This is a genomic window from Candidatus Dormiibacterota bacterium (assembly GCA_035532835.1).
Taxonomy (GTDB): Bacteria; Vulcanimicrobiota; Vulcanimicrobiia; order Vulcanimicrobiales; family Vulcanimicrobiaceae; genus DAHUXY01.
In genome coordinates this window covers 1-16607 of sequence record DATKQG010000081.1, presented here as the reverse complement: position 1 = coordinate 16607, position 16607 = coordinate 1, and the positions used below count along the sequence as shown (strand labels likewise).

General features: G+C 64.1%; 16 protein-coding genes. 8 read left to right on the top strand and 8 right to left on the bottom strand.

The features are described from left to right. Positions 1–55 precede the first annotated feature (55 nt). The 3 genes from VMW12_09980 to VMW12_09970 are packed head-to-tail and all read left to right on the top strand — an operon-like array spanning position 56 to position 1995. Positions 56–1306, top strand: a complete 1251-nt coding sequence (locus VMW12_09980) for an SLC13 family permease (protein HUZ50042.1) — start codon at positions 56–58, stop codon at positions 1304–1306. A gap of 45 nt (positions 1307–1351) precedes the next feature. Beyond that, on the top strand, positions 1352–1573 hold the full coding sequence (locus tag VMW12_09975; protein ID HUZ50041.1) for a type II toxin-antitoxin system Phd/YefM family antitoxin: 222 nt from the start codon (positions 1352–1354) through the stop codon (positions 1571–1573). Further along, the gene (locus VMW12_09970; protein ID HUZ50040.1) at positions 1570–1995 is read left to right on the top strand and encodes a PIN domain-containing protein; all 426 of its coding nucleotides are present in this window, start codon (positions 1570–1572) and stop codon (positions 1993–1995) included. Before VMW12_09975 ends, VMW12_09970 begins: the two co-directional genes overlap by 4 nt. A 32-nt stretch (positions 1996–2027) precedes the next feature. Here the strand turns inward: VMW12_09970 and VMW12_09965 are convergent, their stop codons facing one another. Genes VMW12_09965 through VMW12_09950 form a run of 4 tightly spaced genes read right to left on the bottom strand, consistent with a single transcriptional unit; the run spans position 2028 to position 5680 of the window. Continuing rightward, positions 2028–3227, bottom strand: a complete 1200-nt coding sequence (locus tag VMW12_09965; GenBank protein HUZ50039.1) for a YCF48-related protein — start codon at positions 3225–3227, stop codon at positions 2028–2030. 21 nt (positions 3228–3248) lie between these two features. After that, on the bottom strand, positions 3249–4148 hold the full coding sequence (locus VMW12_09960) for a Fe-S cluster assembly protein HesB (GenBank protein ID HUZ50038.1): 900 nt from the start codon (positions 4146–4148) through the stop codon (positions 3249–3251). Continuing rightward, positions 4120–4581, bottom strand: a complete 462-nt coding sequence (locus tag VMW12_09955; protein HUZ50037.1) for a hypothetical protein — start codon at positions 4579–4581, stop codon at positions 4120–4122. The genes VMW12_09960 and VMW12_09955 overlap by 29 nt, the downstream gene beginning before the upstream one ends. 7 nt (positions 4582–4588) lie before the next feature. Next, on the bottom strand, positions 4589–5680 hold the full coding sequence (locus VMW12_09950; GenBank protein HUZ50036.1) for an Ldh family oxidoreductase: 1092 nt from the start codon (positions 5678–5680) through the stop codon (positions 4589–4591). An 83-nt stretch (positions 5681–5763) separates the two neighbouring features. Between VMW12_09950 and VMW12_09945 the strand changes: the two genes are divergently transcribed. Continuing rightward, entirely contained in the window at positions 5764–7068 is a 1305-nt protein-coding gene (locus VMW12_09945) for a heterodisulfide reductase-related iron-sulfur binding cluster (protein ID HUZ50035.1), read from the top strand. Here VMW12_09945 and VMW12_09940 read toward each other — a convergent pair. Genes VMW12_09940 through VMW12_09925 form a run of 4 tightly spaced genes read right to left on the bottom strand, consistent with a single transcriptional unit; the run spans position 7041 to position 11952 of the window. Continuing rightward, positions 7041–7415: an STAS domain-containing protein gene (locus tag VMW12_09940; GenBank protein HUZ50034.1), complete on the bottom strand. Its 375-nt coding sequence runs from the start codon at positions 7413–7415 to the stop codon at positions 7041–7043. The genes VMW12_09945 and VMW12_09940 overlap by 28 nt on opposite strands. A 15-nt stretch (positions 7416–7430) precedes the next feature. Further along, the gene (locus VMW12_09935; GenBank protein HUZ50033.1) at positions 7431–7772 is read right to left on the bottom strand and encodes a nuclear transport factor 2 family protein; all 342 of its coding nucleotides are present in this window, start codon (positions 7770–7772) and stop codon (positions 7431–7433) included. Beyond that, entirely contained in the window at positions 7769–8695 is a 927-nt protein-coding gene (locus VMW12_09930; protein ID HUZ50032.1) for a hypothetical protein, read from the bottom strand. The genes VMW12_09935 and VMW12_09930 overlap by 4 nt, the downstream gene beginning before the upstream one ends. Beyond that, entirely contained in the window at positions 8692–11952 is a 3261-nt protein-coding gene (locus VMW12_09925) for a PDZ domain-containing protein (GenBank protein HUZ50031.1), read from the bottom strand. Before VMW12_09925 ends, VMW12_09930 begins: the two co-directional genes overlap by 4 nt. 114 nt (positions 11953–12066) lie before the next feature. Here VMW12_09925 and VMW12_09920 point away from each other — a divergent pair, with 114 nt between their 5' ends. The 4 genes from VMW12_09920 to VMW12_09905 all read left to right on the top strand — a co-directional run. Beyond that, positions 12067–13518: an FAD-linked oxidase C-terminal domain-containing protein gene (locus VMW12_09920; GenBank protein ID HUZ50030.1), complete on the top strand. Its 1452-nt coding sequence runs from the start codon at positions 12067–12069 to the stop codon at positions 13516–13518. Next, entirely contained in the window at positions 13515–14681 is a 1167-nt protein-coding gene (locus tag VMW12_09915; GenBank protein HUZ50029.1) for an FAD-binding oxidoreductase, read from the top strand. Before VMW12_09920 ends, VMW12_09915 begins: the two co-directional genes overlap by 4 nt. A 26-nt stretch (positions 14682–14707) precedes the next feature. Then, positions 14708–15973: a heterodisulfide reductase-related iron-sulfur binding cluster gene (locus tag VMW12_09910; protein HUZ50028.1), complete on the top strand. Its 1266-nt coding sequence runs from the start codon at positions 14708–14710 to the stop codon at positions 15971–15973. A 39-nt stretch (positions 15974–16012) separates the two neighbouring features. Then, positions 16013–16607, top strand: a 595-nt coding sequence (locus tag VMW12_09905; protein HUZ50027.1) for an FAD-dependent oxidoreductase, incomplete at its 3' end; no start/stop codon positions are given.

Below are 16607 nucleotides of genomic sequence, written 5' to 3'. Positions count from 1 at the left end.
TCGCTGTGGATGATAGTGGGGTCCTGTCCACCGTAGCTCCGAACATGGCGGCCCAATGAGCCCACTTCTTACGGCAACACTGTGGATCGTCACGGCTGCGACGATCGCGGGGATCCTGATTCGTCCGTGGCGCGTCCCCGAATGGGTCTTTGCCGTTGCCGGCGCGGCGCTGCTAGTGGCCGTTCGAGCGATCCCGGTTCCCGATGCCTTTGCCGCGCTGCTGCGCGGCGCCAACGTCTATGCGTTTCTGCTCGGAATCGTGCTGCTCGCGGAAATCGCTCGCAGCGAACGACTGTTCGATTATCTGGCGGTTTACGCGCTGCGCGCCGCGCGAGGATCTCGAAAGCGCCTGTTTGGCCTCATCTACGGGGTCGGGATCGTCGTGACGGCGCTTCTCTCGAACGATACGACGGTTGTGGTGCTCACGCCGGCCGTGCTGGCGGTCCTCGCCAGAACCGACTTGGATCCGTTACCGTACCTGTTCGCCTGCGCATTCGTCGCGAATGCCGCCTCGTTTATTCTTCCGATCAGCAATCCGGCAAATCTGGTCATCTTCGGGCACGCGCTCCCCGCATTACTTCCTTGGTTGGCGAGTTTTGGGCTCGCGGCCGTCGCCGCAATCGGCCTCACGTACGGCGTCTTGCGGATGCTCTTTCGCAAGGCGCTCGGCGGCGCGGTCGTGCATTCTACGCCGGAACACATCGGCCGCGACCGGCGGATGCGGCTGGCCTTCGCCTCGGTCGGGGGGGCGACGCTGGTACTGTTGCTCGCGGCCGCGTTCGGACTGAGCGTCGGGCCGGTGGCCCTGGTGGCTGGACTAATCGCTCTGGGGATCGTGACCACGGTAGACCATACGGTTCCCCTGAATATCACCAAACACTTGGCGTGGCAGATAGTTCCCCTGGTCGCAGGGCTCTTTATCCTAGTGGAAGGCCTCGATCGGAGCGGTGCGCTGACCGCCGCGCGCGAGGTGTTCGCATGGGCCGCTTCCACGCCTTGGCCGTGGGGGACTCTCGGGCTCTCCGGCGTCATCACCGTCGCCAGCAATGCCCTGAACAATCTGCCCGTGGGCCTGGCGGCCGGCTATGCGCTAACCGGAGCCCACGTCTCCCCACATATCGAGCAGGCGGCGGTGATAGCCGTCGATCTCGGCCCGAACCTCTCCGTTACCGGATCGCTGGCGACCTTGCTGTGGCTGATCGCCCTGCGCCGCGCCAAGATCAACGTTACCGCTTGGCAGTTCTTCCGCTACGGCATCGCCGTAACCATCCCCGCCCTAGTCGCCTCGGTATTGCTTCTACGCTGACGTTTCGATATAGTCAGACTAGTCAGACTATATTTTGGAGGTTCCGTGCTTCGGATTAAAGGCGAATGGCAGCTTCAAGAGGCCAAGGCAAAACTAAGTAGCGCGATCGATCGCGCCATCGCCGGTGGCCCGCAACGCATCACCCGGCACGGCCGGCCGGCCGCTGTGCTTATCTCCGAGGATGATTTTGCACGACTGACCGGGCGCAAAGCGCAGCCGCTCGCAGCATTCCTGGCCGGCAGCGAGCTGGGCGACCTCGAGCTATGACCGGCTTTCTTCTCGATTCCGGGGTCGTATCTCGAGCCATGCAGCCCAAGGGGCCTGGATCGCTACGGGATTGGCTACAAGAGCGCGACGAGAGCCAACTATTTCTAAGCGTCGTGACCCTGAGCGAGTTTCGCGCCGCGATCGAACGGGCGGCACCCGACCGCGCGCGCTTCGAACGCTATGCTGCGGCGTTGGAGCGCCTGCGCTCCCGCTTCGAAGATCGCATACTGTCGATCGATGCCGCGGTCGCGGAACGATCCGGCGAGATCCTTGGCCGCGCGACGCTCTTCGGTACGCCCGCCCTCACCGCGACCCAGGGCTTCGTGGCCGCAACCGCTCTGGTCCACAACCTCACGCTCGTCACGCTCCACCCCAGCATCTTCGAAGCAATCGCCGTCAGAACGGCGCAGATCCAGCTATAGCGCCGCACCAGAGGCCGGACCACGCTCGATCGCTACTGCTCGAAGCCGCTGTGGACGATGGACCAGTGGGCGCCGCCGTCGGCGGTGGCATAGATGCGTCCGCGCAAGCCGACGGCGAGGCCGTGTTGCGAATCGTAGAATGCCAGGTTGAGCAGGCCCGCCATCGGCGCCACGATTTGCGTGACCGGGTCTACTGCCGTCGTTACCGTCTGCCAGGTTGCGCCGCCGTCGTTGCTAAGCCAGACGATGCCGTTCGTCGTCGCGTCCTTGGCGAGCCTCGGGCTCAATTGGCCGGCAATCACGATGTTGGCCGGCGAGAGTCGCGCGGCCTCAACCAGCGTTTGGTTCGCCGCGCCCGAAGGCACGGTTGCGGGCGCCGACCACGACGCGCCGCCGTCGCTCGTGAGATAGATCGTTCCCTCTTCTCCCACGATTGCGCCCAAGCCGGTCGTGCCGTCGAACGCTACGCCGAGTAAGAACGGCACACCTGAAAGCGCCGGCGTAAACGTTGCGCTCGAGCGGCCCCAACTTCTTCCGCCGTCGCTGCTCTCGTCAACGCGCTCTCCCGTTCCCACCGCAACGATATGCGTTGCGCTCGCCGCCGCGATATCGTGAAACGCGTTGCGCTGATCCGGAGCGGCACTCGGAGCCGGATACGGGGGGACCACATCGACGAAATAATCGCCGGCTGCATTCGAATACTCGATCGGGCGCGCGATGCCGGTGAGCAACAACGTACCGGCGCTCGGCGAAATGAGGCGATACTTATCGAAGCCGTCTTGGAACTCCACCTTCGTCCAGGTTACGCCGCCGTCGCGCGTGTAGAGCTTGAGATCGTGGTAGCCGACGACGTAGCCGTGGGTGGCGTCCGTAAACGTGACGCCGTTGCCCCAGCAGTGCGTGCCGTCGAAAGGCGTCGAAACCGCACTCGCCGTCAGCGATGCCGGCTGCGCAAAATTGCCGCTCACGGCGTAGAGACTCCCTGCATCGCCGGTGACGAACGCGGTCGACGCATCGCGAAAACCGACGCCGCGAAACCAATGCAGACTATAGTTGCTCGGATCGGTATCCGTGCAACGCAGAATATCGAGCCCGACATTACCGTTGTAACTGGGCAGCGACGGCGCCACCGGCGGAGCATTGGGGGCCGAAACGGTTCCCCCGCCGCACCCGCTCGCAACAACGGCGACGAAAAGAATGGCCAGAACAATAGGTAGAAACCGACGATGCATGAGTGACGCCTCTCGTTGTCGTTATGGTTGGGGAACCCAATCGCGCGTGAGATAGAGCCAGAACGCTAACCCGGCGTACTCTCCGTACCGCGCAAACGCCCTGCGCATCGTCGTATCGGTCGCACGTTTCTTTCCGGAGCGCGCGAGGTAGGTGGGGCGTGTCCACGAGTCCAGGATCAGACGACGATGGCGGCCGAGCAATTGCATGATGTGGGCGGCTGCATACGGGCCGACGCCCGGGAGTTCGAGTAACGCGGCCTCGACGTCGTCGTCCGCCATTCCGTACACGGGGAGCAATCGTTCGAGATCGAGCCGTCCGGCTGCAACGTCGCGGCCCAGCGCGGCAATGTACGGCCCGCGGTATCCCATCCGCGCCACATCGGTGAACCAGCGGGCGCCGGTTGCGGCGACGCGCTCCGGCGATGGAAAGGCGCCCTCACCCAATTCCGCTAGGGCGGCCGTCATCCGCAGCGTCGCCGACCACGCGCAGTTGGTCGTACAAATCGTCTTCACGACGTCTTCGAACACGGTTGGACTGGCCAGCAGCCTTCCCGCACCGAGTGCGGCGAAATGCAGATCGGGGTCGCCCGCGACCGCGCGATAGAACGGCGAGAGATCGTCGCCCAGGCGAAACATGCGCGTGATTTGCGCAACGACGGCGCGCGATTGCGACGCTCCCAGACGTGCGTCCGCATCGATTACGAGCTCGTCCGCATCGACCGTAAGCGTAACCGGGACGACGCGTTCGTCAACGCGGAGCGCCGTGCGATACCAGGTGTAGTCGGGTGCCACGACCGCGGGAGCGAGTGCGGCGCAACCGTGCGAGCCGATCGTCTGCGCAAACAGAATCGGTTCGCCGCCGCCGCCGCGCAGCGCGAGGCGTGCGAGCGGTTTACGCGACGTAGGAGACGTTGACGGCAAACCCGGCTGCTTCAGCGCGCATCAAGACGCCGTATACTGCGTCGAGTTCTTCTTCTATTGCCGCAATCTCACCGGCGCTAACGTGAAAGCGAGCCGCATACGTCCATAGCAAATTGCGCGCGCGTTCGAAGGCGGAATGCAAGCGCTGCGGCGTCGCTTCGAGCACCGGCCAATCCAATTCGCCTTGCGCGGGCACCACGCGCCAGCCGCGACCCGAGATCATCGGCACGTCTTCATCGGGATCGAAGGCGTGCGGAATCGCAGCCAGCATATCGAGCGCCTCCCGGTCGGAAAGCGTGAGCGGCAAGCTCAACTCCACCAGGCGAACGATATAGCGAAAGAACGACGCGTTGCCGACGGTATACGAACCGGCCGGCGACGCGACGTTGACATGCACCAGGTCGATCTCCGGCTCTCCCCGGCGCGTGCTCATACGTTGGTTATCGGGAAAGTTCGAATGGAATCCCCAGCTCCCCGGCGAGTTTCTCGAGACCCTGCCAGACCTTAGCGTGCACCGGAACGCCGTCGCGCCGGGTTGCAAGGGTCTTTTCGTACTCGATTTCGCCTGCGACGTAGATGCGGTCCGCCCCCGGGACCCGTTGGCTTTCTTTGAAATACCGCAATTCGCGATCCATATCTGCCTTGAACTGCTCCACGTCGCGGAATGCATCGACGCGGAACGCCCCAAACCAGTGCGAGATCGCACCCTCTTTGGCTTCGCTGATATTCGGGAGGGTCGGGCCGAAAGCCCCGCCCGAGAGCACGCCGCACAGAATATCGACCAAGAGTCCGAGCCCGTAGCCCTTGTGCCCCGAGTGATCCGTTCCAAATCCGCCCAGTGGGAGCAGCGCGCCGCGCAACGCGGCATCGGGATCCACGGTCATCTCGCCGTGCTCGTCGATCGCCCAGCCGTCTTTGAGCGGAAGACCCTTACGCTTGTACACCTCGAGCTTGCCCTTGGGGACGGTCGTCGTCGCGAAATCGAGTACGAACGCCGGCTCTTTGCCCGCCGGGATCGCAAACGCAAGCGGATTGGTGCCCAGGAGCACGTCTCTGCCGAACGTCGGCGCGCCGTACTTGACCGAGTTCGTCGAGGCCATGCCGATCATATCGTGCTCGAGCGCCATCATCGCGTAGTATCCCGCGATGCCATAGTGGTTGGAGTTACGCACCGCACCGAACGCCGAGCCGTGCTTTTTGGCCTTTTCGAGCACCTTCTGCATGGCGAGCTTGCCGGCCGGGTGCCCGAGCCCGTTGTCGGCATCGTAGAGCACCGTCGTTTCGGTTTCACGCACGATCTCGTAGTTGGGCTTCGCCTTCATCAGACCGTTGCAAAGACGCGCGACGTAATACGAATCCAGGCGCGCGACGCCGTGCGACTCCACGCCGCGCATATCGGCGGCAACTAGAACGTCGCCGACGACCTCAGCTTGATCCCGCGCGACGCCGACCTTTTCAAGGACGGTAGCGACGAAGGCTTTGAGCTTCGGTTCGGTCGAGAGCGCATATTCGCTGGTCACGGTGTCAGCCACGGCAAGAAACCTCCAGATAAGGGTGCGACGCAACATCTTCGCGCGGAAGAAGTTGCGCTCATGCAGGGCGAATGGTCGGTCGCATGATCGAGGCCAGCGAACCCGGCTTCTCCGGCGCCGATATTCCATCGGCGGCAGTCTACGATGCATGCGTCCGATGCGGGCTGTGCCTGCCGACCTGCCCGACGTACCTAGAGACTATGACAGAAACCTCGGGACCTCGCGGCAGAATTAGTCTGATCAAAGCGGTCGCCGAAGGGGAGCTCCCGCTGCTCAGCCCCGGCTTCGTCGAGCAGATGTCCCAGTGCTTGGATTGCCGGGCGTGCGAAGCGGCCTGCCCTTCGGGGGTCCGCTACGGCTCGCTGCTCGAGCGATCGCGTTCCCAAATAGAGACTGCGGTGGCTCCGACGCGCTCCGCCCCTCAAGGCGCGCTGCGCCGTTTTGCCCTGCGCACCCTGTTCTCGAATCTTGCGACCATGCGTTTCGCAGCGAGGCTCCTGCGATGGGCCCAACGCAGCGGCGTGATGTGGATCGCCGAACGCACCGGATTTCGGGACGCGGCCGCACTCGCGCCTCGGATCCCAAATCGATTCTTCGTCGCGAACGACCAGCGCTTTGAAGCGCGGCCGTCACTCGGCGTCGCGTTTCTGCACACCGGCTGCGTCATGCACGTTGCTTTTCCCAACGTCCACGAGGCGAGCGTTCGGATGCTGCGCCGCGCCGGGCTCACGGTCACGGTGCCGCGTTCCCAGGGCTGCTGCGGCGCGATCGCCGTGCACACCGGGCAGATGGAGTTCGGGCGCGAACTCGCAAAGCACAACATCGAGGCCTTCGAACACAGCGGAGCGGATGTTTACGTCGTCAACGCGGCGGGTTGCGGAAGCGCGCTCAAAGAGTACGGCGACCTCTTCGCGGACGATCCGCAGTGGCAAGCGCGCGCCGAACGCTTCTCGTCGCGCGTACGCGATATTACCGAAGTGCTCGATGCGATGCAACTCGATTCGCACATCGGGCGCATCGATGCCGTCGTCACCTATCAAGAGCCGTGCCATCTGGTCCACGCGCAGCGCGTAAGCGCCGCACCCCGCCGGCTGCTCGCGCAGATCCCCGGATTAACGTTGCGCGAGATGGACGAAAGTGCCGTCTGTTGCGGCAGCGCGGGCATTTATAATCTCACGCAACCGGAGATGGCCGGGCGCCTGCAGCGACGCAAGGTCGGCCATATCGTAGAAACGGCCGCGACCATCGTCGCGACCGCTAATCCGGGATGTGCCTTACAGGTTGCAGCCGGGCTCCGCGAACGCGGCGACGACGTACGCGTCGCACACGTCGTCGAGTTGCTCGACGAAGCCTATGCGAACTACAACGCTGCGGCTACGCGCGCGTGATCGCCTAACGCGTCGGCGCGGCTATGGTATACCGGCAAGACGCGGATCAGGCCGGTGATGTTCAACAGGCGCAAGATCGGTCCGTCGCTCACGACCAAGCGTAGCGTGCCGTGGTTTTCGAGCGCGCGGCGGTGCGCGCCGATGAGCGCACCTAGGCCGGTTGAATCGAGAAATTCGATCTGCGTGAGATCGACGACGATCTCGTGTTTGCCGTTCGCGGCCGCTTCGGTAAGCGCGGCGCGCACCGAAGGCGACGTTGCGATATCCAAGCTTCCGCGCAGCGCGTACACCAAGGCTTCGCCGTGGTTCTCCGATTTGATATCGATGCTCAGTTCATCGTGGGGCATGAGGTCTGTAATCTCCTAACCGTGGTACTCGCGCCAAAGGGATATGAGGCCGTCCTCGCGCCGGACGAGCGCACAACCCGCGCGTTCTCGCCAGTCGCCGGGACGGCCTTTTATGGAGAAGCGATACGCGACGGCCGCGCGATCATCCTCGGCCACGATCTCGTCGATTTCGATTCTCCAGGCCGGACCATCCCGGAAGAATCGCTGAAAATGCTCCAGTATGGCCTCGCGTCCCTCGATCGCGGGCCGGCCCGATTCGGCGTAGACACCCTCGATCGCGAAGAACGCCGACGCGCGCAGGGCGTCGTTCGTCTGCCACGCTCCGACCAGTTCTTCGATCAGTTCGCGCACGGTCACGATCGAAAGATCCCCGCGTCGCCATCGAAGCGCAGGCGCAGATCGGGCGTCAGGTGTACCCCGCCGATCCAACGGTCGGCGCTGCCGCCCTCCGCCAGCCAGTCGGCGTCGCCGCCTAGGACCCGGCGCCCGAGCGCGGTGGTCGCGGTAAGGCCGTCAGCCCCTTCGATCAACGGCGCGGGGCGGCTCCGCAAATCATCCAGCACCGCGTAAAAGTTCGCATCCCCGAAAAACGCGGCCTCTTCTCGCCCTTGGGCGCGCACGAAAAGCTCGTCGGCCTTGAGCGCCGGCCCCTGCGCGACCGCGGCAAGCGCTTGCCGCTGCGAGCGCGAGAGCCCGTCGGCCGGGCCTGGATACTCCTCACACAGACGGCGCAGCGCCGCCCGCATAAACGGTAATCCGTGAAAATCGATGTGCGTATGCGCGAGCAGCGCTTCGGGATCGGTTGCGGTGAACGCATCCCACCCGCGTTTTGCGGCCGAGATGATGCCGTTCGTCACGGTCTTGCGGCGCGGATAGAGTGCCGAAAGTTCGTCTACGGTCAGCGACCCGAGATATGCATCGCTCTGCACCAGAGAGATTTTCCCCGGTTCCAGATCGAGCGCATCGAGAATCACAAGGATTTGAAGAATGTGGAGTTGGTCGAAGAGATCGTGTTCGAACCACAATACCACCTCCTCGTACGTGGGCGCCCGCGCGATGGCCGCATCGCGCGCGGAAAATTCATGGAAGAGTTTAATCGCGTTTCCATATCCGCGCGAAGCCGCATATTGCGCGCGCACGCGGCTCAATTCAGCCAGCGATAGCGCCGCCGGAACGGGGCCTTCGTACAAGGCATCCCGCCACGCAACGTGCGTCCCGACGATACCCGCTTTTTTGAAGAGATGCAGGACGGCATCGCCGTTCGTGACGTGTAGCTTCAACGGGGCGGAAGGTGCGGGTGATGGTTCGGGAACGGCGGCGGCGTATAGTGCGGCAGCGGGTGCTCGCGCAGCATCTGCATCGCGGTGCGGACGGCCGCCTCAAGTTGCGGATCGTGGCCTTCGCGGACGAGTTTGGGGTCTTGCTGCACCTCGACGTTCGGCGATATGCCGTGGCCTTCAACCTCCCAATGTCCGTGGAGGCCGCCGATGGCTACGCGCGGCGCCATGACGCCCCCGCCATCCATCAGCGGCGGGTAACCGCCGATGCCGACCAACCCGCCCCACGTGCGCACGCCGACGAGCGGGCCGAGCCCCGCCTTCTTAAAGAGCCACGGCATCGCATCACCGCCCGAGCCCGCGTACTGGTTGATCACCATGACTTTCGGGCCGAAGATGGCGAGCGGTGGATCCAGGTAGGTGCGTCCGTCGCGGCCCTTGAGGATCGCATCGGCTTTGCGGCTTAGCACGTCGATGACGTAATCGGCGATCTGCCCGCCGTGATTGTAACGCTCGTCGAGGATGACGCCCTCACGATCGACCTGCGCGAAAAAGTAGCGGTTGAAGTTCGTAAACCCGCCGTACTCCGTATCGGGCATGTACACATACGCGAGCTTTCCACCGCTCAAGCGACTGACTAGCCGGCGATTATGTTCGATCCAGGCGAGGTTGCGCAGAGCGAATTCGCTCGCAACTGGAACGACCGTGACGTCGTGCGCTCCGGTTCCGTTCGGATTCGGGCCCACCTCGATCGTGGTCTGCTTGCCGGCGGTCTCTTCAAAGTACGAGTACACTTCTTTATCGGCGTGGACCGGTTTGCCGTTGACGGCGAGCAGGTAGTCACCGACGCGCACGTCGACGCCGGGCTGCGTGAGCGGCGCCCGCAACTGCGGGTTCCAATTTTCACCGTTGTAGATTTTCGCGAAACGGAAGCGATTGTCGGACACCGTGTAGTCGGCGCCGAGCATCCCGGTAGAGACTTGCCGCATCGTCGGAGCGCCGCTGCCGTACACCCAGAGGTGACCGACCGAGAGATAGCTGATCATCTCGTGGGTGAGATAGGTAAAATCGTCGCGCGACGCAAGCCCAGGAAGAAATACCGCAAAACGCTTTTCCGCGGCCGCGATATCGAGCCCGTGATAGTGTGGATCGTAGAAGAAATCACGTTCGATGCGCCAGGTCTCGCGATACATTTGCGCCCACTCTTCGCGCGGTATCGAATAGACTTCCATCGCCGCGGTATTCAGCGCGCCTTGGCCGGGCTTCGCCGCAGCCGCGGTCGGCACGATCGACCAACTCTTCCCGCGACCGACGAGCATCTTCTTCCCATCGAACGTCACGCTGAAATCGGAGACGCCCGACGCGAGCGGAACGACCTTGCGCGAGGCCGTATCGAAGCGTAACACGCTCATGGTCGGAGCGCTGGGATCGACGCTGGCTAGAGGCGCTTCGCCCAGCAGAATCGCGCCGGCGGTTCCCGCTTCGAGTTGCACGTAATTTGCGTCGGGAATCGGCAACGCAACGATGCGTTGCAGGATACCGGCAAAATCGATGGGCGCGGTTGCGTGCGAGGGGGCAGGCTTCGCGGCCGCACCCGAAGCCTTCGGTTTGGGAGCGGGCTCCTCGGAGGCGGCCTCATCGGCCGTCAGCGGAGCCACGGGCGATGCGGTATCCGCGTGGAGTACCGCGACGTAAACGCTGCTCGAGGTCGGCCGCTGATCGCTCTCCATGTCGAGCCCGTAACTTGAGAATCCGGTGTTGGTGCTCGAAAGAAAATAGAGATACTTGCCGGATTTATCGAAGGCCGGATTGGTCGCGTCGCTCATACCGTCGGTGATTTGGTACGAGCGCCCGTCGCGCGTGTCGTAGACGAAGATCGCATGCAGAAAGCTCGGCAACTGTTTCGTATACGCCACGTAGCGGCTGTCGGGCGACCACGAGCCCTGGAACGGGTTGGGCGAGAACGATTCGTAAGGCTGTTCCGCCATCTTCACCGCGTGCGGATGCGCTGCCGCAATATCGATGTAGTACAGGCCGAGATGTTTATCCGCGTAGGCGATCTTGGTGCTGTCCGGCGACCACGTCGGCGAATAATAGAATGAGGGGGTGGGAGCCAGCGTAAACACGCGATCCGGCTTGAGGCCGAGCTGGTCTTTGACGTGGAGCGTGTATTCGCCCGACGCATCGGAGAAATAGGCGATCCACTTGCCGTTGGGCGACCACGCCGGGTCGCGCTCTTCGACGGCGGGCGTCGCGGTGATGTTACGAACGTCGCCGTGCTCGGCGGGGACGGTGAGGATATCGCCGTGCGCCTCGAACACGGCGCGCACGCCGGTCGGCGAAATGGCCGCGTTCTGAATCTGGGTCCCTACCGAAATCCAATGCGGGCGCACTTGCGGCATATCGGCCGCGACGCGAATCGGAATCGCACGATCGGTATGCGTCGCGGGATCGTACGTGTGAATCGCATCGAACTGCGAGTAGACGATCGTCCCGTCGTTGGCTGATGCCGAGACGACATCGAAGCCGTGCTGATTCGAAACGAGCCGGCGCACCGCATGGCTTTGCGTATCGTAGGCATAGAGCGTGTATGGGCCCTGGCGATCGGAGAGGAAGTAGATCGTCTTTCCGATCCACATCGGGTCGCGATCGTTCGAGTTGTTGCGCGGGATTTTGACGATCGAGGAGTCGGCCAGATCGGCAATCCAGATCGGCGTGGTTTGGCCGCCTCGGTAACCTTGCCAAAACGGCTCCCACTGCGCGTTCGGAACGTATGCAAGGTGCGTGCCGTCGGGCGAGTACGAACCGACCTGGGCGTCCGGTAGCGGCAGTTCGGTTGCGATACCGCCGTTGCGCGAAATGGTATAGAGCTGGTTGGAATCGTTGCTGCTGTTGCGATTGGAGCGGAACAGAATCTTGCTGCCGTCGCGCGTCCAGCCGACGACGATATCCGGGTCCGGATGGTACGTCAGGCGGCGCGGTTCGCCACCGCTCGACGGGACCGCGTACACGTCGGTGTTGCCGTTGTAGTTGGCGCTAAAGGCAATCGTCGAACCGTCGGGCGAGAAAAACGGCGCGCTCGCAAGCCCGTATCCGGTCACGACCCGGCGCGCTTCGCCACCACCGCGACCCACGGTCCAAATATCGCCGCCATACACGAACGCGATCTGCGTTCGGCTCACCGTGGGCGATTGCAGGATCAACGGCGGCGCGGCCGCCATCGCGGGGAGTACCGCTGCTGCGGCGAGCGTACAAGCCATTACGAGCGAGCGCAAAAACACCATCCCACGCCGTTAAGCCAGCGCCCAGTCGTTACCTCCTCCGCGGCAGGCTGTGGCGAGGTGCTCGCGTCCGGTCACAGAACCCCCCGTGCCATGGCGGCCGTTTCGGATTTTATCGCGATTGTCGGTGAGCGAAACACGATCACCGAGGGCAGCGAGCTGCGGACGTATGAGGCCGATGGGTTGCCGGGCTTTCGCGTGCGCCCCGCCGTCGTGGTCTTGCCCGAAACGACCGAACAGGTCGCGGCCTGCGTGCGCCTTGCGCGGACGCTGGGCATGCCGATCGTTCCGCGCGGCTCCGGGACGGGGCTCTCGGGCGGCGCGCTACCGGTTGAAGGATGCGTGGTGATCGGTCTCTCGCGCATGAAGGCCATCCTTGAGGTTGATCTCCCCAATCGGCGCATGCGCGTGCAACCCGGCGTCATCAATCTCAATATCTCGCGGCATCTCGCCGCGGCCGGTTATTACTACGCACCCGATCCGTCCTCGCAGAGCGTCTGCTCGATCGGCGGAAACGTCGCCGAGAACTCGGGCGGCGCGCATTGCCTCAAGTATGGGTTCACCGTGAATCACGCCGTCGGCGCGACCATCGTCACGGCCGAAGGCGAGATCGTCTCGGTCGGCGCGCACGGTGGCGAGCCCGACGCGCTGGGTTACGATCTCATGGGCGTCTTCGTCGGGAGTGAGGGACTCCTCGGCATCGTCACCGAGGTCGTCGTCAGAATTTTGCGCACGCCGCATGCCACCCGCACGATCTTTGCCACCTTCCCGACCACAGACGAAGCGGGAGCTGCCGTCTCGGCCATCATTTCGGCGGGGATCGTGCCGGCTGCGATCGAGATGATGGACCAACTTGCGATCGAAGCGATCGTCGCCGCCACGCGCGTCGATTGGCCGCTCGACGTCGGGGCCGCGCTGCTGATGGATGTCGACGGCGTGGTCGCGGAAGTCGAGCATACTGGCGATGCCGCCATTGCCGCGTTGCGCGCGGCGGGTGCGATCGAAATCCGTTCTCCGCGCGACGACGGCGAACGAGCGTTGATGTGGAAGGGCCGCAAGGGCGCGTTCGCTGCCATGGGCCGGATCTCGCCGAATTACTACGTGCAGGACGGCGTCATCCCGCGCAAAGAGATCGTGCCGGTACTCCGCGACATCGCGCGGCTCGCCTCGGAGGCAGGGTTGCGCGTGGCGAACGTCTTTCACGCGGGCGACGGCAATCTTCATCCCCTGATTCTGTACGATGGACGCATCCCGGGACAAGAGGCGTTGGCCGAGCACGTCGGCGGCGAGATTCTCAAGACGTGCATCCGTTACGGCGGTTCGATTACGGGCGAACACGGCGTCGGCTTCGACAAGGCCGCCTATATGGGTGATCTCTTTACCGAGGACGATCTTGCGACGATGCAATTCGTCCGCTGCGCCTTCGATCGCGACGTCATCTTCAATCCCAACAAAGTCTTCCCGACGCCGCGTCTTTGCGGCGACCGGCCGGGTGTGTATCACCCGCACGCGACCGAACTCGCCGAAGTAGCCGGGCGCGGATGAGGATCGCCGGAGTCGAACCGCGCAACGTCGTCACCCCCTCCGGCATCGGCGAGCTTGCGGCCGTCGTACGCGACCTCTACGCAGACGGGAAGCCGTTTGCGTTTGTGGGCGGCGGCACCGAACTCGAGCTGGGGAATGCACCGCGGGGGCTGGATACGGTCGTCGCAACGACTGGCTGCAACCGCGTGATCGACTACGCGCCCGAGGATCAGACGATCACCGTAGAAGCCGGCATGACGTTCGCCGCGGTTTGCGCCGTACTTGCCGAACATCACCAATTCTTAGCGCTCGACGTACCCGACCCCGAACGCACGACGATCGGAGGCGCAATCGCGACGAATGCCTACGGTCGGCGACGCTTGCGCTTCGGCTCGATCAAGGACAACATCGTCGGCATCGCAATCGTGCGCCCCGACGGCGTCACCGCTCGCGGCGGGGGTAAGGTCGTCAAGAACGTCGCGGGCTTCGATATCCCCAAGCTGATGGTCGGCGCGCTCGGGACGCTCGGCGCCGTTGTCAGCGCGACCTTTCGCGTGCACCCGCGCAGCGAATACGGCGCTACCATCGCCCTTCGCAAACTTACCGCCGGCGACGTTCTGCGCGTCTGCGCGGAAATCGTCAACGCCGCCCTCGTGCCGACCTCGATCGTCGCGTTCGACGACGGCGGCGAGCGTTACGATTGCGTCGTCGCGTTCGACGGTTTTCGCGGCGGCGTCGACGAGCAAGTCCGTTCGATGACCGACATTGCGGAGCGCTTGCATTTCGATGCGTCACAGCCCTCGCCCGCCGAGCTCGATCTTCTGGAGGCGCGCGAACGAAGCGCGCGTTGCGAAGCTCCCTGGCGCGTACAACTCGGTGCGGCACCCACGAAGCTCGCCGGCTTTCTTGCCCAGAACGACATGGCCGGCATCCGCCGCATCTATTATCCGGCAATCGGCTCTGCGATCCTGACCGGGAACGATATGAGCGCCGCAACCGTCGAACGCTGGCGCAGCGATCTCGACGCCGGCACTGTCGTGGTAGCCGCGATGCCGCTCGATGCACGCGGTGCGGTAGACGCCTGGGGCGCCCCGCCGCCGTCCTGGCCGATCATGCGTCAACTCAAAACGAACTTCGATCCCAAGGGCCTGTGCAATCCGGGCCGCTTCGTCGGAGGCATCTAGTGCACACTCCCGGCGAAACGCGCGATATGAACGACCTGATCGCCGATTGCGTACACTGCGGATTCTGTTTGCCGGCTTGTCCGACGTACCGGTCGTGGGGCAACGAGATGGATTCGCCGCGCGGACGCATCGATTTGATGAAGGGCCTGCAAGAGGGAGTGATCGCGCTCGATGCGACGGTTACAGAGCACTTCGATCGCTGCCTGGGATGCATGGGCTGCGTCACCGCGTGCCCATCGGGCGTGCGCTACGATCTGTTGATCGAAGCCCAACGCGCGAAGCTCGAACCGATCGCGCCGCGAACGCCGTTCGATCGCCTCTTCCGCTCGATGATCTTTGCGCTCTTTCCGTATCCCGGGCGGCTGCGCGTGCTCGCGATACCGCTCTCGCTCTACGCGAAGAGCGGATTACAGTCGGTCGTGCGCCGGAGCGGCCTGCTCGAACGATTGCCCGCGCGGTTTCGCCAGCTCGAAGCCCTGGCGCCTCCCGTCACGCTGCGCGACACGGAGCCGTCGCTCCCTGCGCTGACGCGCGCGACGACACCTGCCATGCGCGGTCGCGTCGCGCTTGTCGCTGGCTGCGTGCAGCGCACCTTCTTCCCCAACGTCAACGCCGCGACGATCCGCGTATTGGCGGCCGAGGGATACGACGTTGTCGTGCCGCAGGGACAGGGTTGCTGCGGCGCGCTCTCGCTCCACTCGGGACGCGATATCGAGGCCAAGCGCTTTGCGCGCTCGTTGATCGAGCGCTTCGAGCACGAGCGCTTCGACGCCATCATCATCAACGCGGCCGGCTGCGGTTCGACCCTCAAACAATACGGCGAACTCTTTGCGGATGACCCGGCGTTTCGCGAACGCGCCGAAGCCTTCGCGCTGCGCGTGCGCGATATCAACGAGTTTCTCGGAGGCATCGAGCCGCTAGCCGTGCGGCACCCGATCCACAAGCGCGTAGCCTATCACGACGCCTGCCATCTCGCGCACGCCCAGCGCATCCGCGAACAGCCGCGCGCGCTCCTAGCGGGCATTCCGGGCCTGCAACTGCTTGAAGTGCCCGACGGCGACCAATGTTGCGGCAGCGCCGGAACGTACAACCTCTTCGAGCCCGAATCGGCACGCGAGATCGGCGAACGCAAGGTGGACAACGTGCTCTCCGTTGCCCCCGATCTCATCGCCAGCGCAAACTCCGGATGCGCCCTCCAAATGCAGTCGATCCTCCGAAGCCGCGGCGCGGCGTTACCGGCGGCCCACCCCATCGAAATCCTCGACGCCTCAATCGCAGGCCGCGACATTTGAAGGAGGGTGAGGGTGGGGCCGACATGAACGCTTGCCGGCATGCCAGACCGGCGAGCGTTCCTTCAAAGTATCGCGGGCGCTGCCGCCATCGGCACCAGCGGGATCGGTTTGCTCGCCGCAGCCGCTCGGCTGCCATGGGCGGCGCTCGCGCGCCGGCTCTCAGGGAGGCTCGTGCTCCCCGGCGACCGCGGATACACGGAGATTTCACTTCCGAATAATCTGCGCTACTCGGCGGTTCGCCCCGCGGGCATTGCGTTGTGTAAGAACGCGAACGATGTCAGCGCATCGATTCTATGGGCGCGAGAGCATGGCGTCCCGCTCGTCGCTCGCTCCGGCGGGCATTCGTATGCGGGCTACTCTACGACACCCGGCTTGATGATCGACGTGCGCCACATCAACGCTATATCGTTCGACGAGCATACAGGCGTAGCGAGCGTCGGTGGAGGCGCGCGGAACGCCGGGCTGTCGGCGTACTTCAGCAACCGCAATCTTGCCATTACCCACGGCCGCTGCCCCGGCGTCGGCGTTGCGGGTTTCGTACTCGGCGGCGGGATCGGCTTCAACATGCGCGCCCACGGGCTTGGCTGCGATCAACTCGTTGCAACCGAGATCGTCACCGCCGACGGGATGATTC